Source organism: Gordonia sp. ABSL11-1, assembly GCF_030315685.1.
Lineage (GTDB): Bacteria > Actinomycetota > Actinomycetes > Mycobacteriales > Mycobacteriaceae > Gordonia.
Window position 1 is genome coordinate 43,684 of sequence record NZ_JASXSI010000003.1, and the last position, 24,229, is coordinate 67,912.

At 67.0% G+C, this 24,229-nt stretch carries 26 protein-coding genes; 15 read left to right on the forward strand and 11 right to left on the reverse strand.

Going from position 1 to position 24,229, the window contains the following annotated elements; all coding sequences use genetic code 11:
- Positions 1 to 3 precede the first annotated feature (3 nt).
- The 5 genes from QSJ19_RS04555 to QSJ19_RS04575 form a co-directional block, all read right to left on the reverse strand.
- On the reverse strand, positions 4 to 1,572 hold the full coding sequence (locus tag QSJ19_RS04555) for an NCS1 family nucleobase:cation symporter-1 (protein WP_286318616.1): 1,569 nt from the start codon (positions 1,570 to 1,572) through the stop codon (positions 4 to 6).
- 155 nt (positions 1,573 to 1,727) lie between these two features.
- The gene (locus tag QSJ19_RS04560; RefSeq protein WP_286318618.1) at positions 1,728 to 2,483 is read right to left on the reverse strand and encodes a YoaK family protein; all 756 of its coding nucleotides are present in this window, start codon (positions 2,481 to 2,483) and stop codon (positions 1,728 to 1,730) included.
- 46 nt (positions 2,484 to 2,529) lie between these two features.
- The gene (locus QSJ19_RS04565) at positions 2,530 to 3,954 is read right to left on the reverse strand and encodes an amidase family protein (protein ID WP_286318619.1); all 1,425 of its coding nucleotides are present in this window, start codon (positions 3,952 to 3,954) and stop codon (positions 2,530 to 2,532) included.
- Entirely contained in the window at positions 3,951 to 5,051 is a 1,101-nt protein-coding gene (locus QSJ19_RS04570) for an acetamidase/formamidase family protein (protein ID WP_286318620.1), read from the reverse strand. The genes QSJ19_RS04565 and QSJ19_RS04570 overlap by 4 nt, the downstream gene beginning before the upstream one ends.
- The gene (locus QSJ19_RS04575; RefSeq protein ID WP_286318623.1) at positions 5,048 to 5,740 is read right to left on the reverse strand and encodes a FadR/GntR family transcriptional regulator; all 693 of its coding nucleotides are present in this window, start codon (positions 5,738 to 5,740) and stop codon (positions 5,048 to 5,050) included. Before QSJ19_RS04575 ends, QSJ19_RS04570 begins: the two co-directional genes overlap by 4 nt.
- A gap of 108 nt (positions 5,741 to 5,848) precedes the next feature.
- On the opposite strand from QSJ19_RS04575, the gene QSJ19_RS04580 reads away from it, so the two are divergent.
- From QSJ19_RS04580 to hpxZ, 3 genes are read left to right on the forward strand one after another with little or no spacing between them, the layout of a single operon-like run.
- Positions 5,849 to 7,105 (forward strand): amidohydrolase family protein, encoded by a 1,257-nt coding sequence (locus tag QSJ19_RS04580; RefSeq protein WP_286318624.1) that lies wholly within the window; start codon positions 5,849 to 5,851, stop codon positions 7,103 to 7,105.
- Positions 7,098 to 7,652, forward strand: coding sequence for a DUF1097 domain-containing protein (locus QSJ19_RS04585; RefSeq protein WP_286318626.1), 555 nt, complete (start codon positions 7,098 to 7,100; stop codon positions 7,650 to 7,652). The genes QSJ19_RS04580 and QSJ19_RS04585 overlap by 8 nt, the downstream gene beginning before the upstream one ends.
- Entirely contained in the window at positions 7,649 to 8,026 is a 378-nt protein-coding gene (gene hpxZ / locus QSJ19_RS04590) for an oxalurate catabolism protein HpxZ (protein ID WP_286318627.1), read from the forward strand. Before QSJ19_RS04585 ends, hpxZ begins: the two co-directional genes overlap by 4 nt.
- Positions 8,027 to 8,063: 37 nt before the next feature.
- Here the strand turns inward: hpxZ and QSJ19_RS04595 are convergent, their stop codons facing one another.
- The 6 genes from QSJ19_RS04595 to QSJ19_RS04620 all read right to left on the reverse strand — a co-directional run bounded on the left by QSJ19_RS04595 (position 8,064) and on the right by QSJ19_RS04620 (position 16,789).
- Positions 8,064 to 8,759 carry a GntR family transcriptional regulator gene (locus tag QSJ19_RS04595; protein ID WP_286318858.1) on the reverse strand — a complete coding sequence of 232 codons (696 nt, stop codon included), beginning with the start codon at positions 8,757 to 8,759 and terminating at the stop codon, positions 8,064 to 8,066.
- An 8-nt stretch (positions 8,760 to 8,767) separates the two neighbouring features.
- On the reverse strand, positions 8,768 to 10,723 hold the full coding sequence (locus tag QSJ19_RS04600) for a S9 family peptidase (RefSeq protein ID WP_286318629.1): 1,956 nt from the start codon (positions 10,721 to 10,723) through the stop codon (positions 8,768 to 8,770).
- On the reverse strand, positions 10,720 to 12,519 hold the full coding sequence (locus QSJ19_RS04605; protein WP_286318631.1) for an N-acetylglutaminylglutamine amidotransferase: 1,800 nt from the start codon (positions 12,517 to 12,519) through the stop codon (positions 10,720 to 10,722). Before QSJ19_RS04605 ends, QSJ19_RS04600 begins: the two co-directional genes overlap by 4 nt.
- A 16-nt stretch (positions 12,520 to 12,535) precedes the next feature.
- Positions 12,536 to 15,238: a carboxylate--amine ligase/circularly permuted type 2 ATP-grasp protein gene (locus QSJ19_RS04610; RefSeq protein ID WP_286318632.1), complete on the reverse strand. Its 2,703-nt coding sequence runs from the start codon at positions 15,236 to 15,238 to the stop codon at positions 12,536 to 12,538.
- Between the two features lie 134 nt (positions 15,239 to 15,372).
- Positions 15,373 to 15,861 carry a hotdog fold domain-containing protein gene (locus QSJ19_RS04615; RefSeq protein WP_286318634.1) on the reverse strand — a complete coding sequence of 163 codons (489 nt, stop codon included), beginning with the start codon at positions 15,859 to 15,861 and terminating at the stop codon, positions 15,373 to 15,375.
- The gene (locus QSJ19_RS04620; protein ID WP_286318635.1) at positions 15,854 to 16,789 is read right to left on the reverse strand and encodes a glycosyltransferase family 2 protein; all 936 of its coding nucleotides are present in this window, start codon (positions 16,787 to 16,789) and stop codon (positions 15,854 to 15,856) included. Before QSJ19_RS04620 ends, QSJ19_RS04615 begins: the two co-directional genes overlap by 8 nt.
- A 524-nt stretch (positions 16,790 to 17,313) precedes the next feature.
- Between QSJ19_RS04620 and rpsJ the strand changes: the two genes are divergently transcribed.
- From rpsJ to QSJ19_RS04680, 12 genes are all read left to right on the forward strand, one after another.
- Positions 17,314 to 17,619: a 30S ribosomal protein S10 gene (gene rpsJ, locus QSJ19_RS04625; RefSeq protein WP_003938093.1), complete on the forward strand. Its 306-nt coding sequence runs from the start codon at positions 17,314 to 17,316 to the stop codon at positions 17,617 to 17,619.
- Positions 17,620 to 17,636: 17 nt separating this feature from the next.
- Positions 17,637 to 18,314 (forward strand): 50S ribosomal protein L3, encoded by a 678-nt coding sequence (gene rplC / locus QSJ19_RS04630; RefSeq protein WP_286318636.1) that lies wholly within the window; start codon positions 17,637 to 17,639, stop codon positions 18,312 to 18,314.
- The gene (rplD, locus tag QSJ19_RS04635) at positions 18,311 to 19,003 is read left to right on the forward strand and encodes a 50S ribosomal protein L4 (RefSeq protein ID WP_187588481.1); all 693 of its coding nucleotides are present in this window, start codon (positions 18,311 to 18,313) and stop codon (positions 19,001 to 19,003) included. Before rplC ends, rplD begins: the two co-directional genes overlap by 4 nt.
- Positions 19,004 to 19,005: 2 nt before the next feature.
- A complete protein-coding gene (rplW, locus tag QSJ19_RS04640) occupies positions 19,006 to 19,311 on the forward strand; it encodes a 50S ribosomal protein L23 (RefSeq protein WP_286318637.1) in 306 nt (101 codons plus the stop codon).
- A 30-nt stretch (positions 19,312 to 19,341) separates the two neighbouring features.
- Positions 19,342 to 20,178: a 50S ribosomal protein L2 gene (gene rplB / locus QSJ19_RS04645; protein ID WP_286318638.1), complete on the forward strand. Its 837-nt coding sequence runs from the start codon at positions 19,342 to 19,344 to the stop codon at positions 20,176 to 20,178.
- An 18-nt stretch (positions 20,179 to 20,196) separates the two neighbouring features.
- Positions 20,197 to 20,478, forward strand: coding sequence for a 30S ribosomal protein S19 (rpsS, locus tag QSJ19_RS04650; RefSeq protein WP_007318897.1), 282 nt, complete (start codon positions 20,197 to 20,199; stop codon positions 20,476 to 20,478).
- Entirely contained in the window at positions 20,478 to 20,888 is a 411-nt protein-coding gene (rplV, locus tag QSJ19_RS04655) for a 50S ribosomal protein L22 (protein ID WP_286318639.1), read from the forward strand. Before rpsS ends, rplV begins: the two co-directional genes overlap by 1 nt.
- Positions 20,888 to 21,694, forward strand: a complete 807-nt coding sequence (gene rpsC / locus QSJ19_RS04660; RefSeq protein ID WP_286318640.1) for a 30S ribosomal protein S3 — start codon at positions 20,888 to 20,890, stop codon at positions 21,692 to 21,694. Before rplV ends, rpsC begins: the two co-directional genes overlap by 1 nt.
- A 3-nt stretch (positions 21,695 to 21,697) precedes the next feature.
- Complete coding sequence (gene rplP / locus QSJ19_RS04665) at positions 21,698 to 22,114, forward strand: 50S ribosomal protein L16 (RefSeq protein ID WP_004020548.1); 417 nt, start codon at positions 21,698 to 21,700, stop codon at positions 22,112 to 22,114.
- Positions 22,114 to 22,347 carry a 50S ribosomal protein L29 gene (gene rpmC / locus QSJ19_RS04670; protein WP_286318641.1) on the forward strand — a complete coding sequence of 78 codons (234 nt, stop codon included), beginning with the start codon at positions 22,114 to 22,116 and terminating at the stop codon, positions 22,345 to 22,347. Before rplP ends, rpmC begins: the two co-directional genes overlap by 1 nt.
- Entirely contained in the window at positions 22,344 to 22,643 is a 300-nt protein-coding gene (gene rpsQ / locus QSJ19_RS04675) for a 30S ribosomal protein S17 (RefSeq protein WP_286318642.1), read from the forward strand. The genes rpmC and rpsQ overlap by 4 nt, the downstream gene beginning before the upstream one ends.
- Before the next feature lie 121 nt (positions 22,644 to 22,764).
- Positions 22,765 to 24,222 carry an alpha-amylase family protein gene (locus tag QSJ19_RS04680; protein WP_286318643.1) on the forward strand — a complete coding sequence of 486 codons (1,458 nt, stop codon included), beginning with the start codon at positions 22,765 to 22,767 and terminating at the stop codon, positions 24,220 to 24,222.
- The last annotated feature ends 7 nt before the right edge of the window (positions 24,223 to 24,229 follow it).

The following is a 24,229-nucleotide window of genomic DNA, read 5'->3' on the forward strand; positions in this document are numbered from 1 at the left end:
GACTCAGAGCGCGGACGGCTCGAGTGTGCCGTCCTTCGCCGTGGGGAGGACCTCCGGCTCCACACCGGTGTCATAGATGAAGCTCTTGGGTGCGAACGTCATCCCGATCCAGTAGACGACCGCGCCGGCGGCTGCGCCCATGAACCACGTGAAGCTGGCCTGGTAGGCGGTACCCCAGATCACGAAGCTGATCGGGAGGACCGAGGCGATGATCACCGAGATGATCGCGACCGGATTCCATCCGTTGCGGTAGGAGTAGGACTTGCCCGGGTCCATGCTGAACAGATCGTCGACCTCGATTCGCTGTTTCTTGATGACGTAGAAGTCGACGATGAGGATGCCGAACAGCGGTCCGATCACCGCGCCGAGGGTGTCCATCGTGTAGTGGATCGCGGTGGGGTTGTTGAAGAGGTTCCACGGGGTGATCAGCACCGAGCCGACGGCGGCGATCATCCCGCCGGTCCGCCAGGAGATCTTGGTGGGCGCGACGTTCGAGAAGTCGAAGGCGGGCGACACGAAGTTGGCGACGATGTTGATGCCGATGGTGGCGATCGCGAAGGTGAGCACACCGAGCACGGCCGCGGTGGTGTTGTCGATCTTGTCGACGATGTGCACCGGATCGGTGATGATGTTGCCGTCCTCGTCCCTGCCGATCACGGTGGCACCGGCGGACACCGTGCACACGACCAGGATCGAGAAGAACAGGAAGTTGACCGGCAGGCCCCAGAAGTTGCCCTTCTTCACCTCCGCGAACGTCCGTCCGTAGCGGGAGAAGTCACCGAAGTTCAGCATGGGGCCGGAGAAGTAGGAGACGACCAGGGCGAATGCGCTGATCATCTGCGTGATCGACGACCATCCCGACAATCCGGGCCCAGTGGACAGATCCAAGCTGACATTGCTCCACCCGGCCTTGACGATCAGGTAGGCGGCGAGCGCGACCATGACCACATAGACTGCGGGACCGCAGAAGTCGATGAACTTGCGGATGGTGTCCATGCCGTTCCAGAACACGAACGCCTGCAGCACCCACATGAGGATGAAGCCGGCCCATCCGAGGATGCTGAGGCCGAGGAAACCGTGCTGCTCCACGTCGCCCCACGGCTCGAGACCCGGCCAGAATTTGAGGGCCAGCAGGCCGAAAGCGACTGACGCAAGGTAGGTCTGGATGCCGTACCAGACAACGGCGATCAGGCCGCGGATGATGGCCGGGATGTTCGCACCCTTGACTCCGAACGCGACCCGGGTGGTCACCGGGTAGGGCACGCCGGCGAGCTGCGAGGGCTTGGCGACGAGATTGCAGAGCAGGTTGACGGCGATGATACCGACGAGCAGCGCGACGAGCACCTGCCACGCGGCGATGCCGAGGGCGAACAGGCTGCCGGCGAAAACGTAGCCGCCGACGCTGTGCACATCCGACATCCAGAACGCGAAGATGTTGTACCAGGTCCACTTCTGTTCTTTGAGTGGTGCGAGGTCGGAGTTGGTCAGGTTCTGGTGATAGCCGAGCTTGATGACGCTCTCGCCCGCCGCGCTCTCATGCGTGGTCGTGGCGTCGGCAGATGGTGCTGACATGTGTGTTCTCCCGGTCTTTCAGCGCCGACGGTCGGGGTGCGCTGATGAGAAAAAGGTAAGAACGGTTTGTTACCCACGGATGAACAGACAGATATATTCCGCCGATGTCCGAATTCGCCCGTCTCGGTGATCTCGACGAGGGCCGGGAGCTTGCTTCAGGACCGTCGCTGTCGTGCCGCGGCCGGGCCGTCACCGGGAACCGTGGACGCCATGGACGAGGACCGGACGGTCGACCCGCTGTCATGGACAGCGCCGATCACCGTGACCCCCGCGATCAGGATGGCAGCGATCAGGAGTGCGGCTGCCATGTGGAGGTGCATCACACCGGCGCCGACACCGGCGCCGACGATGATGGCCACCACTGCTGCGATCCGGCGGCCGGTGCCCGTACCGCGCCCGGAGCCGAGGGCCGAGTCGGCCGCCAGCCCGGTGATCGTCGACGTCACCACAACCGTGGTCACATCCTTGACCGCCACCACCCGAGCCGCCGCCGCCTGAAGTCCCATCGCGCTTGCCGCAATCGTCGTGATGGTGACCATCAGGGGTCCGGCCGGATGCTGCCCGGCGAGGAACAAGCTTGTCGCCAGGGCGGCCATGATGGTCGCCACCGTCGCGAAGAGGATGGTCGTGCCCGGGGTCCATCGTCGCCCGCTCCGGCGCAGGACGCGACCGCCGATCGCGGCCCCGGCCATGAAACCGGCGAGAGCCAGAGCTGGGCCGAGCACCGGCAGCTCCGATCCGCCGGCGACTGCCATGCCGAGGACGACGACGTTCCCGGTCATGTTGCCGGTGAAGACCTTGTCCAGCCCGAGATAGCCGACAGCGTCGTTGATGCCGGTGGTGAAGGTCAGGACGAGCATGAGCGTGAGGTGCATTCGTTCTTCGGGAATGGCGCGCAATCGGTTGAGCACGAGCGTCGCTCCTGGGTCGGCTGGTCACGTGGGTCGGTTGCTGTGGTCACCGGTGACGGGTGAGATCTGCGGCACGGCGGATCAGGGCCAGGTCGCTGCCCGGCGGGCCCATGAAACCGCGTCCCTGCGGCGCCGACCCCTCGAGGCCGAACGGTGCCGACACAGCGGGACGCCCCGTGACCGCCGCAATGCAGGTGAGTTGCAGTGTTGCTGTGCGGATCTGATCGATCTGACGGTCGGAGGCCCACCGCATCGGTGCGGATGACGGGGTGCTCGGCAGGGTCAGGACGGCGTCGCCCAGCCGAGCGTCGAACAGTTGCGCCCAGTGGTCGAGTCGTTCTCTCGCGCGTGCGTTGTCGTCCTCGGTGATCGCAGCGGCCGCCGCGAACCGATCGGCGGATGCACCACGAAGTGCCTTCGGATGCATGGTGATCCAGTGGCCGTGCTGACGCCATGCCTGAAAAGCCTGGTGAACACGGAAGGCCTCGGCGATCGCGCGAAGTCCACCACCGCCGGTGTCGATGACCTCGCCGAGGTCGACGGTTGTGGCCCCGAGTGTGCCGGCACCCGCGGCTCCCACCAATGTCCTGGTCGCGGCGAGGAGCAGCTCTGGATCGCGGGTCAACAGGCCGACCGCATCGAATGTCGGTGCCAGCGGCAGCATTCCGTCGACCGGAACTGCTCCGTGTGTGGTGCGAATCCCCCACAGGCCCTGATAGGAGGCCGGCACCCGTACAGAGCCCGCCGTGTCGGTGGCGAGGCCTATCGACGCCGCGCCCAGGGCGACCGCGCTTGCCGGCCCGCTCGAGGAACCGCCCGGCAGTCCGCCGGGCACGGCGGCATTGGGCGGCGTGCCGGAGTGGGGATTGTCACCGGCCATCGAGTAGGCGAACTGATCGGTGCGGGCGATCCCGCGGATACATGCTCCGGCCGCGATCAACCGCTCGACCACACACGCATGCCGGGATTCCGGCTCAGCATCCGTCTCGGCCTCGGGTACCCCTGCACCGATTCGCTGTCCCGCGACGGCGAACACATCCTTGACCGCCACGTCCTCGCCGTCCAGTGGGCCTCGAGCCGTCGCGGGGATCAGGGGGTCACCGACGACTCGCCACACCGAGCGGTCGAACGTGACCGGCGGTCCTCCGAGGTGGACGGCGGTCAGTTGCCAGCCCCGGGGGCCTCGTCGCCATTGCTGGCCCTGCACCGCGCGCCCGCCGCCCTCGCATTGCTCGACGAGGAGAACCGAGGCCGCGGTGGACGTGATCATGTCGATCCGGAGATCGACGGGGCGGCCCGAGCTCCGAAACAGCTCTCCCGAGGCGATGACGGTCTCGACTCCGCTGACAACGCCGCTCGGGACGGCACATTCCACCATCGGGGACAGGAACTGCGCAGTGGCGGTGCGATCGTCGTCGCGGATCGCCGACCAATAGTCCCGGATGACCGCGGCGACCTCAGAAGAGCTCATGCCGTGAAATCCGACCGCCGGATCCGGGCGTGCACGCCCTTCACGACATCCACCACCTGCGAGATGTTGAAGTCGGTTGCCGCACTGAGGTAGGCGAGCGCCTGCGCGCGGTCCATCCCGTATCGAGCGGTGAGCACCGAGACCGCGGCACGCACACAGTTCTGCACGGCCACGTCGAGATCTGTGTCGAGGCCGGTGGGCACCAAGAACTCCCGGGTCTCCGCGATGGGGCCCACGAGGTCGCCGAACCGCGCGGCCACGTCTACGGCGGGAACGATGTCGAATCGGATGGTGGCGCGCAGCGACGCCTCGAGCGCGGTGAGTGCGACCTCGCCGTCGCCCTGGGCGAAATGGGGATCGCCGACATACGCCAGGGCGCCGGGCACCTGGACGGGCAGATAGAGGGTGCTCCCGGCCGTCAGAACGTTGATGTCGATGTTGCCGCCGTGCGGCCCCGGAGGGATGGAATGAGCTCGGACGTCCCCCGCCACCGCGACCCCCATGATGCCCAGGAACGGCGACAGCGGAAAGCGAGCTACCGGGCCGTCGGCGTCCTGCGTCAACGGCAGCACCCCGTGATCCCCGTCAGCCCCCTCCAGAACCGGCACGAATGCGCTGTACGTCACTCCGTCGGAGGGGAACTCGCCGGGAAGCGAACCGCGGCCATGTCGATTGGACACCACGCCGTACGGCACTCGCCGCAGCGTCTCCACGACCGTCATGGACACCAGATCGCCCGGCATCGCGCCTACCACCTCGATCGGACCGGTCGTGACGTGTGGTCCGTCGATGCCCTGTCGGTGAGTGCGATCCGAGGCGGCCAACGCAATACCCTCGCCGAGAACACGGTCGGCGTCGACACCGTGCGCGCCGAAGTATGCTCGGGGATCGCGACCTTGGTCGGCGAGGATCCCCTCGTGGCTCAGGGTGTCGATGGTGAGGGTCGATCCCGGCGCAACGCTGATGACCGGCCGGTCGGTGGCGCAGGGGAGATCGCCCCAGAAGACCTGCTCCGGTCGGCACGGGAGATAGTCCTCGCCGCGGATCGGTCCCTGTCCGCGGGCGAGGATCGTGACGTCATTGATCGACGTGGTCATGGTGTCCGCCTCTCGACAAGGCGTGCCACATCGGCGAGGTGGTCGGTCATCGCGGTGACCGCCGCATCGTGGTCGTTCACACGCACTGCCTGATAGATCTGAGTGTGTCCGTCGAAGGACAGCCGTCGCCCCTCGCGCGTCGCATGTGAGCGCGCCCGTACGTTCTGTACCCACCCGCTACTCAGCTGGCAGAGCGAGATCAGCAGCGGATTCCTTGCGGCGCGGGCGAGTTGGAGATGGAAGGCGACGTCCTGCTGAAGCGATTCCGCTGGATTGAGCCCGGTGTGGGTCGACGCGAGAATCTCCTCGAGTGACACGAGATCGGACTCGATGGCCCGCTCCGCGGCCAGGCCGGCCACCTGCGGTTCGATCAGCATGCGCAGTTCCGCCACGTGACCCTGCTCGGCATCGTCGGCCATGGTCTCGAGGATCGCGGTGGCGTTCGCAGACCGGGGGAGCACGATGGTGCCGCGCCCGGGCGCCCGGGTCAGCAGACGTCGCTGTTCGAGCTCGTTCAGCGCCTCACGGATCGTTGTCCGCGAGACCTCGAGATTCTCGGCGAGTACGCGCTCCGGTGGCAGTTTGTCGCCGGGCTTGAGTTCCCTGGTGATCATGTTCTCCAGATAGGCCGCCGTACTCGCACTGAGTGTGTGTCCCCGTCGTATCATCGCGTCTCCGTTGCGAACCATGGTCTCTTGGTATGACCAAGTGTAACCCATGCGTTACTCCTCGCGCTCACTGAGGAAACACCGGACGGTAAGAGTGGCTGGGGTGAGTGAGCCACGAGGAGAACAGAAATGGACCTGATCCTGCGCGCCGCGCGGCTGGCCGACGACAGTCCACTCGTCGACATCGCGATCTCTGGACAGTGCATCACCGAGGTCTCAGGCCACTGTCGGACCCATGGTCGGGAGGAGATCGACTGCGCCGGGCGTGTGGTCATCCCGGGCCTGATCGAGTCCCACCTGCACCTGGACAAGGCGCTGCTGGACAAGGAGAAACCGAACCGCGACGGCACGTTGGCCGGGGCGATCGACGTCACCGGTGAGTTGAAGCGCAACTTCACTGCCGACAACGTCCGACGACGGGCGAGTCAGGTGATCGAGCAGGCGATCGGCAATGGGACCACGACGATCCGCGCCCACCCCGACGTCGATCCGATCATCGGGCTGCTCGGCGTGGATGTCTTGATCGGTCTGCGCGACGACTACCGGGGCCTGGTCGACCTGCAGATCGTGGCCTTCCCGCAGGAGGGAATCCTGAAAGCACCCGGTACGGCCGATCTCCTCCGCGAGGCGCTGCACCGCGGAGCGGACGTGATCGGCGGCTGCACGTACAACGAGGTCGATCTCGACAGCTGCCATCGGCACGTCGAGATGGTCTTCGACCTTGCCGAAGAGTTCGGCGTCGGAGTCGACATGCACGCCGACTTCGCCGACGACATCGCCGATCCACGCTTCGCACTCGCCGAGTTCATCGCCGACGTCACGACGCACCGGAGCATGTCAGGCCGGGTTGCTCTGGGACACATGACATCTCTCGCGGGGCGCGAGCGTGAGGATCGGTGCGCGGTGCTCGCGCGGCTCGCCGCCGCGGGGGTGGCGGTGGTACCGCTCCCGTCCACCGACATGCATCTCGGAGGTCGGTCGGACAGCGTGAACACCCGACGGGGGGTGGTGCCGGTCAGAGACCTGTGGGACGCCGGCGTCACCTGCGCGTACTCGTCGAACAACGTTCGAAACGCGTTCACCCCGTACGGCAACGCCGACATGCTCGACATCGGGTTGCTCCTCGCGCAGATCGGTCACCTGTCGGGACCGGCCGATCTGGCCAGGGTGCTGGACATGGCGACCCATCAGGCGGCGGATGTGGTCGGCATCGGCGACCACTACGGAATCGCGCCGGGCTGTATCGCCGACCTCGTTGTCCTGTCGTCGCGCAGTGTGGCCGACGTCCTGCTGGACCGTCCCGATCGTTCCTATGTCATCAAGGGTGGTCGCGTCGTGGCGCGGACCACCCGAACCACTCGCATCTCGGAGGTTCTCTGTGCGTGACCGTATCCCTCACGAATTCGTTGCGTCGTTTCTCGCCGCGCTGACTGCCTTCATCGGCGGCACCGCACTCCACCTGCCGCCATGGGCTATCTTCATCAGTTGGGCGGGCATATTCCTGCTGGGCGGACCCTCCTTGACCAATGCTCGACGACTCTGGGTCACGATGCCGGTCGGCTCCGCCTTCGCACTGATCATCGTCCTGATCGATCAACAGATCGGAACCATCGCGGGCAGTGGGCAACTCGCGAAGGACGCGGTGCTCGCGGCCATCATCTTCGTCGTCAACTCGGCGCTGATGTTCACCGGCAGGCTGACCACCTTCTCGCTGATTCCGGGGATGTTCCTCGGTTTCGCGTCGTTCTTCGCCACCTTCTTCGGTGGATTCGGTTTCGCCCCCGGAGATCCCTGGGCCGCATGGGTGTCCGTCGTCGCGATGAATTTCCTCGGCCCGGTGTTCGCCTACCTGTCGCGCCGCCTCGCGTTTCCTCGGCAGGCCCCCGACCAGGCGCCGTTGCGTGTACGCAACGGTCTGGCCCTCGACTCATGACGACACATCCCGACACGGCCCGCGACGACGTGACGACCGCCTTCTTGCGCTACGAGTCCGCGCTGGTGAGCAATGACGTCCCGGTCCTGGACGAACTGTTCTGGGCTGATCGGCGAACGGTACGGTTCGGTGCGGCCGAGGAACTGTTCGGGCATCGAGAGATCGCGCAGTTCCGCTCGACACGCCCGTCAGCGGGACTCGACCGTACGCTGGAGCGGGTCGAGATCACGCCGTTCGGTTCCGATCACGCGGTGGCCAACGCCACCTTCCGGCGCGACGGCATCGCGGCGGTGGGCCGGCAGACCCAGGTGTGGGTACGGATCTCGGGGGAGTGGCGAGTGGTGTCGGCGCACGTGTCGTCCCGCCCGGACTGAACGGCGGATCGCACCACGCCCTCGATGCGATGGGTGGTCAGTCGTCGTGCCGCACGACGAGGTCGGCGGCGGTCTCGATGATGGCGCTCTCGAGGCGCTGATGATGCACCTGCCCGACCTCGAGCACGGCCGCGATGTCGCGGGCGGCGAACGCGTCGAGCAAGGCGGCGTGATCGGCGTTGAGTGCACCCTGTGTCTGCGATCCGACCGATCGCATCACCTGGAACGGCTCGGTGAGATTCCATGTGTTCTCGAACATGTTGAGCAGACGAGGCATCGCACACGGAGTGGTGAGCTCGCGGTGGAACTCACGGGAGATGTCGTGAAAGGCCTTGCTGTCGTTGTACTTCGCGGCGGTGACAAGTTCGTCGTGACGTCCGCGGGCGCGGTCGAGGCCGGCGTCGTCGATCTGGTCGACGGCCCGGGCGAGCGCGGCCTGCTCCAGGACACCACGGACGAAATAGATCTCGCGCAGCTCGTCGACCGACATCTGACTCACCCGGTACCCGGCGTTGCGTTGATGGACGACGAGACCCTCACCGACGAGCGTCTTGAGGGCCTCGCGCACCGGGATCGGACTCACCTGGAAGGCGTCGGCCACCTCTCCGGGCGGGATCTGGGCGCCGGGCGGCGCTCCGCCGGAGAGGATCAGCCGACGCAACTCCTCGAGCACGTTGGCCCGGGTGTTGTCGGAGCGGGTCTCGACGAGTTGAGCGATGAGCCGCTCGGTCATCCGGGGGTTCACGCGGTCCACTCCCGGGGCGGATGGTCCAGGATCCAGCCGGCGACGGCCGCGGTGAGTCGCTGCTGGTTGTCCCGTTTGACGATCTCGTGACCCTCGTCGCCGAACAACAACAGCTCCGCGGTCGCGCCGCGTGCCCGGAGCTCGTCGACCATCTGCTGGGATTCGCTCACCGGCACATTGGTGTCGTGGGCTCCGTGGATCACCAGCAGCGGTGCGCGCAGATCCGAGATCCGGTGGATGGGGGACAGATCGGCCAGCAGTTCGCGGTCGGACTCGGGATGTCCGTACTTGGTGTAAGCGGCGACGGCGATCCACGGTTCGGTGTTGCGGAAGAACGACTCGAGGTCGCTCATACCGCAGATCGCGATCCCCGCGGCGAAGAGGTCGGCGTGAAAGGTCAAGCAGGCCAACGTCAGATAACCGCCGTAGGAGCGGCCCGAGCAGTAGAGTGCACCCGGCTGTGCGATCCCGCGTGCGACGAGGACCTCGGCGCAATCGGCGGCGTCGTCGATCCCGGCGTAGCGGCCGTAGCGGTCGTCGGCGTGTGAGAACAACCGGCCGAAGCCCGACGACCCACGGACATTGGGCGCGAACACGGTGATGCCGGCGTCGACCAGCGGCCCGAACAAGAAGTTGTAGTCCGGCCGGGTCTGGGCCTCCGGGCCGCCGTGGAAGTAGATCAGCGTGGGCCCGCCGACGGTACGCGCACGGAAGAGCCAGCCGGACAACGGCATACCGTCGCGTGCCGAGAACTCGATCAATTCCGGTGCCAGTGCGCTCGACGGTCCCTCGCCGGTGACGACGTCGTCGCGGACCGCCGTGACCTCGCCGGTGCCGGGAGTGACGAGATGGACGAGCGGGGAGTGCTGCGGACTCGACACGGTCACGGTGGCGAGGGCGCCGGCCGCACTGATCGACAGTTCCGATGCGACGTCTCCGGGTAACGGGATCGGGTCGTGCAGAGTCTGATCGGGCAGGGTCATGATCTGTAATTCGCTGCGGCCGGCAACATTCCACAGCATCGCGACCGTCGACTGATCGTTGCTGACCGCGAACTCGTCGACGCCGGCGTCCGGGCGCTGGGCGAGCACCCGGAACCGGACCCCGTAGCGGCTGACCTCGACGCCGAGCAGGCGCGGGAACTTGGCATCGAAGTCGCTGATGACCAGCGCCTGCACGCTGTCGAGGTCGCGTTGGGCATCGTGCGGGCCGCCGACGAAGACGACTGATGAATGGTCGAAACCCTGATCCAGGATGTAGCCGTGGTCGGTCACGGCGCCGGGATCGTTGGGCAGGAGGGGGGTCATGGTGACCTCCTCCGACGGGGAGTCGACACGCCGACGCAGCAGCAGCATGTCGCGATAGCCGCGCGGACCCACGCGGACGAGGGTGGCCCCCTTCCACGAGTCGACCAGGGCGCCTCCGACCCGGACGTCGAGGGTCATGGTGGTCGCCGTGCCGGGGTGCACGCGAAGCCCGTGCGCGGTCCCGTCGGGTTCGGTCGCCGTGATGAGTACCCAGTCGGTGTCCCAGCCGACGAGTGACACGGTGCCGAATGACCGTCCGTCGGGGCGGGTGGCACCGATCCGGTGTGCGGTGTCGTCGTCGGGGTCGGTGGTGACCACCCACACCTGGTGGTGTTCACCGCCGCTGGGCGCGATCTCGACGGCCAGCCATCGGCTGTCGGTGGAGTGGACCACCTTGCGGACGGGCCCGGTCGCGCGCAGCCGCACCCACCGGAGCTCACCGACCCCGTCCACCGACAGAGATCGTTGTGCGGCACGGGGATAACCGGTTCCGTCATCGATGATGTAGGCGAACGCCGAGCCGTCGGGCGACACCGACGCGCCGTAGGTGTGCCACCCGGTCTCGTCGAAACGGACCGCGGGGATCGACGTCGATGCCGGGTTCGGGCCGGCCCCGGCGTCCGGGGTGCTGCGGACGACATTCATCGTGCGGTGATCGCCTCCATGCTCTGCAGCCACATCTCCAGCAGGGCGACCTGCCAGAGTTCGTTGGCCCCGAGGGTGGTGCGGATGCCGTTGGGATCGGCGAACAGTCGGTCGAGCGCCTCCGGCCGATAGAGTCCGCGGTCGACGGCGGATCTCGAACGCAGTGCGTCGGTCACCATGTCGAGCACCCCGCCCTCGAGATGGCGGATGCCGGGCACCGGGAAGTATCCCTTGGTCCGGTCGATGACCGCCGACGGCAACAGCGACCGGCTGGCCTCCTTGAGGACACCCTTGCCGCCGCCGGCGAGTTTGAGATCCGGGGGGCACGTGGCGGCGAGTTCGACGAACTCATGATCGAGGAACGGCACCCGCGCCTCGAGTCCCCAGGCCATCGTCATCGTGTCGACACGTTTGACCGGGTCGTCGACGAGCATGATCGTGGTGTCGAGACGCAGCGCTGCGTCGACGGCGGTCCGGGCGCCCGGCGCCGACTGGTGGGCGTGGACGAACTCCCAACTGGGGTCGTAGTCGCCGTCGACGTGATACCGCTCGTCGAGCAACGCCCCGATCGCGGCGTGATCGCGATCGAAGAACACGGTGGAGTACGCCTTGGTGGTGTCCTCGCGGGGTGTGTGCTGCAGGGGCGGATACCAGTCGTATCCGCCGAGGATCTCGTCGGCGCCCTGCCCGGACTGGACCACCTTGATGGACTTGCTGACCTCCTGCGACAACAGGTAGAAGGCGACGCAGTCGTGACTGACCATGGGCTCGCCCATCGCCGCGATGGCGTCCGGTACGGCGGGCAGCAGGCGGTCGGTGCCGATGTGGATCTTGTGATGGTCGGTCCCGAAGGTGTCCGCGATCAGGTCGGAGTAGGCGTACTCGTCGCCGGATTCCCCACCCGCGGAATCGAATCCGATACTGAAAGTGGCGAGGTCGCGCTGACCCTGCTCGGCCAGCAACGCGACGACCAGCGACGAGTCGACCCCACCGGACAGCAACACCCCCACGGGGACGTCGGCCACCATCCGACGACGGACCGATGTGCGCAGCGAGTCGAGCAGTTCGTGCTGCCACCGACGTTCGTCCCAATCGCCCCGATCCGGGTGGGGGGCGAAGTCCGTGGTCCAATAGCGTCTCTCGGTGCTCCTGCCATCCGGGGTGATGGTCCGCACGGTCGCCGGTGGCAGCTTACGGATGCCGTTGTAGATGGTGTGTGGGGCGGGGACGACCGCGTGGAAGCTGAAGTAGTGATGCAGCGCGACCCGGTCGAGGCTGGTGTCGACGTCGCCCGCACCGAGCAATGCCTGCAGGGACGAGGCGAACCGCAGTCGGCCGGGGGTCTCCGCCAGATAGAGCGGCTTGATGCCGAGGCGGTCTCGGGCCAGGGTCAACGTCCCGGAGTCGGTGTCGGTCACCGCGAACGCGAACATCCCGATGAGGTGGTCGACGCAGTCGGGCCCCCAGGCATGGAACGCCTTGAGGATGACCTCGCTGTCGGCGTGGGAGAAGAAGCGGTATCCCTTGCCCTCGAGTTCGGCCCGCACATCGCGGTGATTGTAGATGCACCCGTTGAACACCAGTGCCAGCCCGAGTTCGGGATCCACCATGGGCTGGGCGCCGCGTTCGGACAGATCGATGATCTTGAGTCGACGATGACCGAGCGCCACCGATCCCTTGGCGAACACCCCCGACCCGTCCGGTCCGCGCCGGGTCATCGACCGGGTCATCGCGTCGACCGCACCGATGTCCGGAGATGTTGCATCGAAACGGATCTCACCACAGATTCCGCACATTCTCCTCGTCCTCTCCCTATCCCGGAGCCGATGATCCCGCGGCTCCGGGCCCCTCCGGGACTCCCTGAATCCAGGTGTCCTTGCCCCCGCCGCCGCGCGACGAGTTGACGATCAGGCTGCCCGCCGGCGCGACCCGCGTGAGTGCCGCGGGTGCGACGTGGGCGGTCACGTGCTCGCCCGAGTCTCTCAGATGGACGAAGGCCCGCAGGTCGACATGGTGGGCATAGAAGCCGTTGCCGTCGAACGTCGGGTGGGTCGACAGTGCGACCACCTCCTGCGCGATGTAGCGCTCCGGATGGGTCAGGAGGTCCACTCGTCGGCGGGCGAGTTCCTCCTCGTCGCACTCGGGGCCGATGGTGATGTCCGAACCGCCCAGTCCGTCGATCGGTTTGACGACGAGGTGTTCGAGATTGGCCAGGACGTGATCGCGCTGATGGCGTTCGGCGCACAGCCAGGTCGGCACCTGGTCGAGCAGCGGCTCCTCGCCGAGGTAGTAGCGGATCATGTTCGGCACGTAGTAGTAGATGGCCTTGTCGTCCCCGACGCCGTTGCCCAGGGCGTTCGCGATCGCGAATCGGCCGCGCGCGAGTCCGTCGAGGATGCCCGGCCGCAGCGGGGCACGGTCGAAACCCTTGGACGACAGCAACATGTCCTCGTCCATCCGTACATACGCCGTGTTGACCGGGACGCGCGCGGTGCCGTGATGGAAGTGGACACGGCCGGCGTCCGGGCCGTCGCCGACGGTGACCGAGATGTTCTCGGGGGTTGCCACGGCCAACCCGGCGCCGCGGGCAAGCAGTGTGTGCTCGAACCAGGCGGAGTCCTGCCATCCGGAGCTGAGCATGATGTCGATGCCGTCGGGGTGGGGATCCGGCGGGCCGGCCGCGGCGATGGTCTCGCCGAGCATGCGGGGAACATCGTTGAGCGGCAGCGTGTCCGATGGCATCGGGATCTCGGGGACGAACTGGGAGAGCAGTTCCCGGTTCGACATCGCGTACGCGATGCCCGACGGCACGCGCAGGTTGTCCTCGAGGACCATGAACCGTCCGGGCGCTGCGGAGACGAGGTCGGTGCCGCAGATGTGGGTGCGGACGCGTTGCCACGCGGGCACGCGTCCGGTCTGCCGGAATCCCGGTGCGCGGTCGAGGGCCTCGGGCGGGATGATGCCGTCGTGTACGGCCTCCTGCTCGCCGTACACGTCGATGATGAAGGCATTGAGCGCGAGCGCACGTTGACGTAGGCCCGCGCCCACCCGCACCCAGTCGTCGGCTCCGATGTAGCGGGGGACGATGTCGAGGGGGAACAGTTGGGCGCGGGACTGACCGGTGACCCGGAACGTCACGCCGTCGATGCTCTGCTCACGCTCGATCTGATACTGGCGTTTGCGGAGCTCTGCAGCACCGAGACCTGCTGCGACGGAGAGGATTTCCGCGTATCCCGGTCGCGCGGTGACGTCGTCGGCGACTGCCTCGTCATAGGAGAGCCGGTCCGGGGCGTCGACGACCGGCACGTCATCGGTGGTCTCGATCCGGTGATAGCCGTGCAGCATCCGGCCCTCGGGGTCGGCCGGCACGGTCACCGTCGGCAGTGTGCCCGCCGTCTCGGCGATCAGGTGGTCGACGACTGCGGTCAGCCGCCCGCGACGTCGAAGGATGCGCCGCTGGCGCGATGACGAACTGCCCGACGACAACGCCTGCCGGGTGAGCTCGGACACGGCCGCCCAGTCCCCGTTCGCCTCGAGTTCGGGGCGGACCATCTCGGTCAGCGCGGTGATGACGCTCGACGCCGGTCGCGGCGTCGCGTGCTCGACGTCGATCAGATCGCCCTCGAGCCCGGCGCGGGCGGCCTGCCAGAGGGCGGCTCGGTAGAGGGGCGGGGATGTCGGCGCGGCCGGCTCGTCGAGTCGGCGCGCCTCGCGGACGACCAGCGCACGGAAGAGTCCCGCGATCACCGTGATCGTGTCGACCGACGGGCAACTGTCGCAGACACGCAGTTCGAGAGTGCGCAATCGGGCCGACGGCCGGACGTCGAAGTAGAGCATGCCGGGATCGGAGATGACGCCGCTGCTGATGAGGCGGTCGATCTCGGCGTCGTAGTCGGCTGCGGAGTGCAGGTCCGGAAACGGGCCGCTGGTCGGCCACCGCTGCCAGATCAGGGTGCGTGAGCTCGCATATCCGGTGTCGGTGCCGTCGGCCCAGAACGGTGAGCTCGCCGACAGCGCGAGCAGGGCGGGTACGTAGGGCGTGAGGCGGGCGGCGACGGCCACCGCCTCGTCGCGATCGGTGACGTCGACGTGGACCTGTGTGCCGCAGATGAGCTGTTCGCGGGCCAGTAGCTGGTAGTCGGCGAGCATGCGTCGATAGCGCGGTGTCTCGGTGACCCGCATCTCGGTCGGCACCGACAGCGGCACCGAACCGGCCGCGACGACACCGATCCCCAGGGAACGTGCGGCTTCGACCAGGACCGAACGCTGGGATCGCAGGTTGTCGCGGAGATCAGAGAGGCGTTGGTGCACACCGCTGTTGGACTCGATGACGCAGCGCTGCAACTCTTCGACGAACGGGCCGTCGGCGGGTAGGAGTTCGAGGAGTTCCGGCGCCCGGGTGGTCAGTCGTGACGTTCGCAGGTCGACGAGGTGGAATTCCTCCTCGACGCCCACCCGCCGATGGGCGCCCTCGGAGAGGGCGCCGTTCGCGGCGCGCTCCTCAACCGGCCTCATCGTCTAAGCCTAGGAGCAATCGACCGTGGCGGCATGACGAGTGACGCGGCTGCCGGCCCGGTGCGCTGTCACGTGACGCGGCGGCCGGCCGTCCCGGGGACGCGGCTGCAGACCCGTGTGTCAGGGCCGTAGGGTCAGGACCGGACTGTCACCCAGGTGGTGATGTCGCAATGCACGACCTCGGTTCCGGCCTTGTCCAGGATGCGCACGCGGACGACGACGTCGGCGCCGTCGGCGATGGCGGCGAAGTCCACCGCCTCGTCGAGTTCCGCCTCCGCGGTCAGGCGTGTGGTCGCCTTGGTCAGGTACTGCGTGGTCATCGCCTTGGGAATCCACCGGTGCGTCGACGGTGTGGTCGCCTCCATCAGCATGCCCATCGCGGCCTCGGCGAGATTGCAGGCGGCGATCGCGTGGAAGGTGCCGAGGTGATTGTGCACCCCGAACCAGTTGGGCCCGGTGACGCGACAGAATCCCGGCCGCATCTCGTCCACCATCGGCAGCACCGTGCCGAAATAGGGGACGCGGGCGACCATGCCCAGGGAGAACAGGGCGTGCCCGAGGACGTTGTCGGGCAACTTGCGACGCAGCGCATAGGTCGGACTCGTCGACGATGTGTCAGTCATGCCCCGGTACCTTACTCCCCGGTAAGTTTCCGTTCCCGGCGACGTGCGGCGTCGCGCGTCGTCGCTGGCGGCGGGTGGTCGCCAGCGGGTGTCGTCGGCGTAGCGGGATCAGCAGACGGTACGGCCGCCAGTTGCCCGCGGCCTCATCCCAGGGCCTGAAGTACAGCCACATCACCGTGAACGCGATGACTCGGAACGGCAGGTCCAGGTACATCTGTCTGGTCCGGGTCTCGTCGCCGCGCCCCCTCATCGTGCGGATGCCGCCGACGATGTACTGACGGTTGCCGACAGGGGAGTGGCGCAGCTGCCGGCAGGATGTGTCCACGGTCATCGTCGGCTGGAAGTACATGCGGTGTCCCGCGTCCAGGAACGCGATGCTCAGGTCGAGGTCTTCCCAGATGCCCTGCCGGGTCTGGACGCTGGCGGCGACCGCATCCCACGCCGACCTGCGGACGGCGAAGTTGGGCCCGAACAGGCTCTTCACCTCGGAACCCTGGGCGAGGCGGCCCATAGACCTCATGGCCATCCGCCGGGTGAAGTCGTACGAGGGGCCGTCGTGGATGAACACCGGTCCGGTCACCGCCGAGTAGTCCCGGCCGTCGTCGCCGTCGAGGAAGTCCTCGATCTCCCGCGCCCATTCCGGGCCCACCCGGCTGTCGGCGTCGGTCCTCGCGACGAGGTCGGAGGTGGCCGACTCGATGCCGCGGCGGAGGGCGACGGCCACGCCCGGGTTCCGCTCGACGACGCGGTGCACTGTCGGATGGTCGATCGCGTACTTGTCGACGATGTCGCCGGTGCGGTCGGTGCTGCCATTGTCGACGACGATGATCTCGTCGAACGGCCTGGACTGCGCGAGCAGGTCGTCGAGGCAGTTCGCGATGGCGAGTTCCTCGTCGTACGCGGGCACGACGACGGACAGTGTGCTCATGATCCCGATCTCCCTGGAATGGTCGAACCCCCCGATGAGGTGCGTGCGCGTGACGAGGGTACAAAAAGGGATCCGGCTCGGTGGCCGAATCCGGGGCGTGATCACCTGATCCGACGAACGTCCGTCGAGTCGGCTCGGGTGTCACCAGCCCGGATTTGAATAGTGACCCCGACCTGGTGCATACTTGTCGGGTTGCCTTGACCGGGGAACGCACGCTCCTGCATGTGTGGGTGCACCGTGACCTCGTTCAGGTGAATGACTCCCAGGCCCCGGATTCCGGGCCAGGGCGTGTAACGCGTGCGCCGAACCAGGGGCACGGACACGACACGCCCGACCGCGGGTGCCGGAGCAACCAGGCTCGTTCGAGAGACGAGCCAACGTACAACGATAGATGAACAGCGTCGATCCCCGAATCTCACACGGGTGGTCATGTGCCCGCCGACGTCGCGTCGGCCCCCGTTCGCGGGGTGCAACGGTCACGCGGTGTTCGTCTGTCGAGAACAACTGACGGAAGAGGACACAGCGTGGCGGGACAGAAGATCCGCATCAGGCTCAAGGCCTATGACCACGAGGCGATCGACGCTTCGGCGCGCAAGATCGTGGAGACCGTGACCCGTACCGGGGCACGCGTGGTCGGCCCGGTGCCGTTGCCCACCGAGAAGAACGTCTACTGCGTCATCCGTTCGCCGCACAAGTACAAGGACAGCCGCGAACACTTCGAGATGCGCACTCACAAACGACTCATCGACATCCTCGACCCGACGCCGAAGACGGTCGATGCGCTCATGCGCATCGACCTGCCGGCCAGCGTCGACGTCAACATCCAGTAGGCGGGGGGCGAGAACAAATGAGCAACGAGAGTTCCACGAAGAATCAAAGTGCCACACGGGGCATCCTGGGCACCAAGCTCGGCATGACCCAGGTGTTCGACGAGAACAACCGTGTCGTCCCGGTGACGGTCATCCAGGCCGGGCCGAACGTCATCACGCAGCTCCGTACCGCGGACCGCGACGGCTACACCGCCGTCCAGGTCGCCTACGGCGCGATCGACCCGCGCAAGGTCACCAAGCCGGTCGCCGGGCAGTACGCCAAGGCCGGGGTCACCCCGCGTCGCCACCTCGCCGAGATCCGCGTCGCGGACGTCTCGGAGCTCGAGGTCGGCCAGGAGCTGACTGCGGAGATCTTCGCGGACGGCACCAAGGTCGACGTCACCGGGACCTCCAAGGGCAAGGGATTCGCCGGCGTGATGAAGCGCCATGGCTTCTCCGGTCTGGGTGCCAGCCACGGCGCGCACCGCGTGCACCGTGCACCCGGCTCGATCGGTGGCTGCGCCACCCCGGGTCGTGTGTTCAAGGGCATGCGGATGGCCGGGCGGATGGGCAATGACACCGTGACCACGCAGAACCTGACCGTGCACAAGGTCGATGCCGAGGCCGGTCTGCTGTTGATCAAGGGCGCGATCCCCGGCCGCAAGGGCGGCATCGTGGTGATCCGCGACGCAGTGAAGGGTGGTGCGACCAAGTGAGCACCGAAACGACAACCAAATTGACGCTGGACGTGAAGACGGCCGACGGCAAGACCGACGGCACCGTCGACCTTCCCGCCGAGCTGTTCGACGCACCGGCCAACATCGCGCTGATGCACCAGGTGGTCGTGGCCCAGCAGGCCGCGGGTCGCCAGGGCACCCACGCGACGAAGACCCGCGGACAGGTCAGCGGTGGCGGCGCCAAGCCGTATCGGCAGAAGGGCACCGGTCGCGCCCGTCAGGGTTCGACCCGCGCACCGCAGTTCGCCGGCGGTGGCACCGTCCACGGCCCGCAGCCCCGCGACTACAGCCAGCGCACCCCCAAGAAGATGAAGGCTGCCGCCCTGCGCGGTGCCCTCTCCGACCGGGCGCGCAACGAGCGGATTCACGTGATCACCGAACTGGTTGCGGGACAGACCCCGTCGACAAAGTCGGCTCGCCTGTTCCTCGAGGCGCTGAGCGACCGCCGCAAGTTCCTGGTGGTCCTCGGCCGTGAGGACGAGACCGCATGGAAGAGCGTCGCGAACCTGCAGAACGTCCTGCCGATCGCGCCGGATCAGCTCAACACCTACGACGTCCTGGATTCGGACGAGGTGGTGTTCAGCGTCGAGACGCTCAACGCGTTCATCGAGCAGAACGCAGCGACCGAGACGAAGTCTCCCGTCGCCAATGACCGAGAGGAGGCCTGAGCATGGCTACGCAGGCTGACCCGCGCGACATCATCCTGGCACCGGTGATCTCCGAGAAGTCCTACGGACTGATCGAGGAGAACGTGTACACCTTCCTGGTGCACCCGGAGTCGAACAAGACCCAGATCAAGATCGCGGTCGAGCAGATCTTCGACGTCACGGTGACGAGCGTCAACACCGCCAATCGGCAGGGCAAGCGCAAGCGGACCCGCTTCGGCTACGGCAAGCGCAAGGACACCAAGCGCGCGATCGTGACGCTGGCCGACGGCAGCAAGCCCATCGAGATCTTCGGAGGACCGGTCGGCTGACCGGGACTCGAGAACTGAGGGACTAGAGACATGGCTATTCGTAAGTACAAGCCGACGACCCCGGGTCGTCGCGGTGCCAGCGGCGCGGATTTCGCCGAGGTCACCCGCGACCATCCGGAGAAGTCGCTGGTTCGCCCGCTGCACGGTCGTGGTGGACGTAACGCACACGGACGCATCACCACCCGGCACAAGGGTGGCGGTCACAAGCGTGCCTACCGCGTCATCGACTTCCGTCGCAACGACAAGGACGGCATCGACGCGAAAGTCGCCCACATCGAGTACGACCCGAACCGCACTGCGCGGATCGCGTTGCTGCACTACGTCGATGGCGAGAAGCGCTACATCATCGCCCCCCGTGGTCTGAACCAGGGTGACGTGGTGGAGAGCGGCTCGGGTGCCGACATCAAGCCGGGCAACAACCTGCCGCTGCGCAACATCCCCACCGGTACCCAGGTGCACGCCGTCGAGCTGCGTCCGGGCGGCGGGGCCAAGATGGCCCGCAGCGCCGGTGCCTCGATCCAGCTGCTGGGCAAGGAGGGCACCTACGCCACCCTGCGTATGCCCTCCGGCGAGATCCGTCGCGTCGACGTGCGCTGTCGCGCCACCGTCGGCGAGGTCGGCAACGCCGAGCAGTCGAACATCAACTGGGGCAAGGCCGGCCGCATGCGCTGGAAGGGCAAGCGCCCGACCGTCCGTGGTGTCGTGATGAACCCGGTCGATCACCCGCACGGTGGTGGCGAGGGCAAGACCTCGGGTGGTCGACACCCGGTCAGCCCGTGGGGTCAGCCGGAAGGCCGCACCCGCAAGAACAAGGCGAGCGACAAGCTCATCGTCCGCCGCCGTCGTACCGGCAAGAACAAGCGATAAGCAGGAGGGAGTAAGAGAATGCCACGCAGCCTCAAGAAGGGCCCGTTCGTCGACGACCACCTCCTTGCGAAGGTGGACACCCAGAACGAGAAGGGCACCAAGCAGGTCATCAAGACCTGGTCGCGCCGTTCGACCATCATCCCGGACTTCATCGGACACACCTTCGCCGTCCACGACGGTCGCAAGCACGTCCCGGTGTTCATCTCGGACAACATGGTCGGGCACAAGCTGGGCGAGTTCGCCCCCACCCGTACCTTCAAGGGTCACATCAAGGATGACCGGAAAGCGAAGCGCCGGTAATGACAACGAAGACTGAGAATCCGACCGCCAAGGCGACGGCTCGCTTCGTGCGTGTCACGCCGATGAAGGCACGTCGTGTGATCGACCTGATCCGCGGCAAGAACGTGGACGAGGCTCTGGACATCCTGCGGTTCGCCCCGCAGTCGGCGTCCGAGCCGGTCTACAAGGTGCTCGCCAGCGCCGTCGCGAATGCGGAGAACAACCTGGATCTGGATCGCCGGACCCTCGTCGTCGCCACCGCGTTCGCCGACGAGGGCCCCACGCTCAAGCGGTTCCAGCCGCGTGCACAGGGTCGTGCGTTCCGCATCCGCAAGCGCACCAGCCACATCACCGTCGTCGTCGAGAGCCTTCCCGAGAAGGCCACCGCCGGCCGCGGCCGGTCGCGTCAGCCGAAGAAGGGAGCCCAGTAGTGGGTCAGAAAATCAACCCGCACGGCTTCCGTCTGGGCATCACCACGGACTGGAGTTCGCGGTGGTACGCCGACAAGCAGTATGCGGAGTACGTGAAAGAGGATGTCGCCATCCGCAAGCTCCTGTCCACGGGACTCGAGCGCGCCGGCATCGCCAAGGTGGAGATCGAGCGCACCCGTGACCGGGTCCGCGTCGACATCCACACCGCCCGTCCGGGCATCGTCATCGGTCGCCGCGGCGCCGAGGCCGACCGGATCCGTGGCGACCTGGAGAAGCTGACCGGCAAGCAGGTGCAGCTGAACATCCTCGAGGTGCAGAACGCGGAATCCGAGGCCCAGCTGGTGGCCCAGGGCGTCGCCGAGCAGCTGAGCAACCGTGTGGCGTTCCGTCGCGCGATGCGCAAGGCGATCCAGTCGGCGATGCGTCAGCCGAACGTGAAGGGCATCCGGGTCCAGTGCTCGGGTCGCCTGGGCGGTGCAGAGATGAGCCGCAGTGAGTTCTACCGCGAAGGTCGCGTGCCGCTGCACACGCTGCGCGCCGACATCGACTACGGACTCTACGAAGCCAAGACCACCTTCGGCCGGATCGGCGTGAAGGTCTGGATCTACAAGGGCGACATCGTCGGCGGCAAGCGTGAGCTCAGTGCAGCTGCGCCGGCCACCGAGGACCGTCGTCCGCGCCGGCCGAGCCGGCCTCGCCGCAGCGGTGCCTCGGGCACCACTGCCACGAGCACCGACGCGGGTCGCGCGGCGGAGGCTCCGGCCGAGGCGACTGCAGCGGCGGGCGCCGAGAAGCAGGAGGGCTAGCCCATGTTGATCCCCCGTCGGGTCAAGCACCGCAAGCAGCATCACCCCAGCCTGAAGGGTCAGGCCAAGGGCGGCACCAAGGTGACGTTCGGTGACTACGGCATCCAGGCTCTGGAAGGCGCGTACATCACCAACCGTCAGATCGAGTCCGCTCGTATCGCCATCAACCGGCACATCAAGCGTGGCGGCAAGGTGTGGATCAACATCTTCCCGGACCGTCCGCTGACCAAGAAGCCCGCCGAGACCCGCATGGGTTCCGGTAAGGGTTCGCCGGAGTGGTGGGTCGCGCCCGTCAAGCCGGGTCGTGTGCTGTTCGAGATGACCTACCCCAATGAGGAGATCGCTCGCGAGGCCCTGCGCCGCGCGCAGCACAAGCTCCCGATCAAGACCCGGATCGTGACCAGAGAGGAGCAGTTCTGATGGGACTCGGAGTTGCTGCCAACGAGCTGCGTGAGCTCAACGACACCGATCTGGTCGATCGCCTCAAAGAGTCGAAGGAAGAGCTGTTCAACCTTCGTTTCCAGATGGCCACCGGCCAGCTCGACAACAATCGCCGTCTGCGGACCGTGCGTCGCGAGATCGCGCGCATCTACACCGTGATGCGTGAGCGTGAGCTGGGTCTGGCGTCGGGACCGGAAGGTGATGACGCATGAGTGAGACCGGAACATCGAAGGACGCGAACGTGACCCAGACCGAAACGCGTAACAACCGCAAGGAGCGGATCGGTTACGTGGTCAGCGACAAGATGCAGAAGACCATCGTGGTCGAGCTGGAAGATCGTAAGAGCCACCCGCTCTACGGCAAGATCATCCGGACCACGAGCAAGGTCAAGGCCCACGACGAGAACGAGACCGCCGGCATCGGCGATCGCGTGCGGCTCATGGAGACGCGCCCGACCTCGGCCACCAAGCGGTGGCGCCTCGTCGAGGTGCTGGAGAAGGCCAAGTAGGCCACTCCACTCGGAGATTCGCGAACGGCCCGTTCCCCGACAGGGGAGCGGGCCGTTCGCCGTTCCTCCGGTCGGGTCCGATCGGGCTGCCGGTCGGGCGGTCATGCGGTAGACAGGCGTCATGGATTCCGCCCCCGACGATGCGGGTCACGTCCGTATCCCGGCGTCGCCGCTCATCTACGAGATCAACACCTGGCCGTGGCTGGCTGCGCTGAGCCGCGTGGCGGGACGGCCGGTCACGCTGGGCGACGTCGACGACGATCAGTGGGATGCGATCGCCGACGGCGGGTTCGACGCGGTGTGGCTGATGGGGGTCTGGCGACGCAGCCCGGCCGGGGTGGCGATCGCCCGCGCCGACGACCCGCTGATGGCGTGGTTCGCCTCGACGATGCCCGACTTCGAGCCCGCAGACGTCGTCGGCTCTCCGTACTCGGTGCGCGACTACGTCGTCGACGATCACCTGGGAGGTCCGGCAGCCCTCGCGGCGGCCCGTCGCGCGCTCGCGGACCGTGGCGTCGGTCTGATCCTCGACGTCGTCCCGAATCATGTTGCCGTCGATCATCCGTGGGTCACCGAGCATCCTGAATGGTTCATCCGTGGCAGTGCCGACGACCTCGATCGCGATCCCGGCTCGTTCGTGTCGGTGGGGGACGAGGTGATCGCCAACGGCCGGGATCCGTACTTTCCGGCGTGGCGGGATGTCGTGCAGGTCAACGCGTTCAGTGAGGGCCTGCGCTCGGCGACGCTCACCACGGTGACCGCGATCGCCGCACAGTGTGACGGTGTGCGCTGCGACATGGCGATGCTGGTGATGAACGACGTGTTCGCCCGGACGTGGGGAGGCCGGGCCGGGCCGATCCCCGACGACGAGTTCTGGCCGGCCGTCATCGATGGTGTGCGGGCGCGGCATCCGGGTTTCGTGTTCATCGCCGAGGCCTACTGGGACACCGAGTCAGCACTGCACGCCGACGGTTTCGACGAGTGCTACGGCAAGCGGTTCTACGACACTCTGCGCGATGCGCCGACGACGCTGCGTGACGTGTTGTCGACGGAGATGCCGGATCATCGACGGCTCCTGCGGTTCATCGAGAACCATGACGAACCACGCGCACCCGTCGCATTCGGCGACCGCGACCGACAGGCGGCGGTGGCGGCTCTCACGCAGGACGGGCCCCGGCTGATCCATCAGGGGCAGCTCGACGGCCGCCGACGTCGACTTCCGGTGCAGCTCGGCCGATTCGCCGATGAACCCGTCGACACCGACCGCGCGCTGTTCTATCGCGCGTTGCTCGGTGTGCTCGACACCCCGGGTCTCCGCGATGGATCCCTCGATCTGTGCGCCGCCGACGACGCCGCGCCGACGGTCATCGCCTGGACGCGGACCGCCGCCGACGACGACGACCGATGGTTGATCGTCGTCAACGTCTCCGAGGAGTGGGCGGCCGGACGCGTACGGATCGGCTGGGTGAATCCGCCCTCGCACATGACGAATCCACTCTCCGGGGAATGTCTCCCGGTCGCCGACGACGGGTCGGTCGACGTGTCGCTCGTCGCATGGGGTTGGCAGATCTACCGTTGACCTGCTG

Excerpts from the sequence above, each read along its gene's own strand:
- QSJ19_RS04555 (WP_286318616.1), bottom strand. The coding sequence starts at position 1,572 with ATGTCAGCACCATCTGCCGACGCCACGACCACGCATGAGAGCGCGGCG.
- QSJ19_RS04565 (WP_286318619.1), bottom strand. The coding sequence starts at position 3,954 with ATGAGCTCTTCTGAGGTCGCCGCGGTCATCCGGGACTATTGGTCGGCG.
- QSJ19_RS04570 (WP_286318620.1), bottom strand. The coding sequence starts at position 5,051 with ATGACCACGTCGATCAATGACGTCACGATCCTCGCCCGCGGACAGGGA.
- QSJ19_RS04575 (WP_286318623.1), bottom strand. The coding sequence starts at position 5,740 with ATGGTTCGCAACGGAGACGCGATGATACGACGGGGACACACACTCAGT.
- QSJ19_RS04580 (WP_286318624.1), top strand. The coding sequence starts at position 5,849 with ATGGACCTGATCCTGCGCGCCGCGCGGCTGGCCGACGACAGTCCACTC.
- hpxZ (WP_286318627.1), top strand. The coding sequence starts at position 7,649 with ATGACGACACATCCCGACACGGCCCGCGACGACGTGACGACCGCCTTC.
- QSJ19_RS04595 (WP_286318858.1), bottom strand. The coding sequence starts at position 8,759 with ATGACCGAGCGGCTCATCGCTCAACTCGTCGAGACCCGCTCCGACAAC.
- QSJ19_RS04600 (WP_286318629.1), bottom strand. The coding sequence starts at position 10,723 with ATGAATGTCGTCCGCAGCACCCCGGACGCCGGGGCCGGCCCGAACCCG.
- QSJ19_RS04605 (WP_286318631.1), bottom strand. The coding sequence starts at position 12,519 with ATGTGCGGAATCTGTGGTGAGATCCGTTTCGATGCAACATCTCCGGAC.
- QSJ19_RS04610 (WP_286318632.1), bottom strand. The coding sequence starts at position 15,238 with ATGAGGCCGGTTGAGGAGCGCGCCGCGAACGGCGCCCTCTCCGAGGGC.
- QSJ19_RS04615 (WP_286318634.1), bottom strand. The coding sequence starts at position 15,861 with ATGACTGACACATCGTCGACGAGTCCGACCTATGCGCTGCGTCGCAAG.
- QSJ19_RS04620 (WP_286318635.1), bottom strand. The coding sequence starts at position 16,789 with ATGAGCACACTGTCCGTCGTCGTGCCCGCGTACGACGAGGAACTCGCC.
- rplC (WP_286318636.1), top strand. The coding sequence starts at position 17,637 with ATGAGCAACGAGAGTTCCACGAAGAATCAAAGTGCCACACGGGGCATC.
- rplW (WP_286318637.1), top strand. The coding sequence starts at position 19,006 with ATGGCTACGCAGGCTGACCCGCGCGACATCATCCTGGCACCGGTGATC.
- rplB (WP_286318638.1), top strand. The coding sequence starts at position 19,342 with ATGGCTATTCGTAAGTACAAGCCGACGACCCCGGGTCGTCGCGGTGCC.
- rpsS (WP_007318897.1), top strand. The coding sequence starts at position 20,197 with ATGCCACGCAGCCTCAAGAAGGGCCCGTTCGTCGACGACCACCTCCTT.
- rplV (WP_286318639.1), top strand. The coding sequence starts at position 20,478 with ATGACAACGAAGACTGAGAATCCGACCGCCAAGGCGACGGCTCGCTTC.
- rplP (WP_004020548.1), top strand. The coding sequence starts at position 21,698 with ATGTTGATCCCCCGTCGGGTCAAGCACCGCAAGCAGCATCACCCCAGC.
- rpmC (WP_286318641.1), top strand. The coding sequence starts at position 22,114 with ATGGGACTCGGAGTTGCTGCCAACGAGCTGCGTGAGCTCAACGACACC.
- rpsQ (WP_286318642.1), top strand. The coding sequence starts at position 22,344 with ATGAGTGAGACCGGAACATCGAAGGACGCGAACGTGACCCAGACCGAA.
- QSJ19_RS04680 (WP_286318643.1), top strand. The coding sequence starts at position 22,765 with ATGGATTCCGCCCCCGACGATGCGGGTCACGTCCGTATCCCGGCGTCG.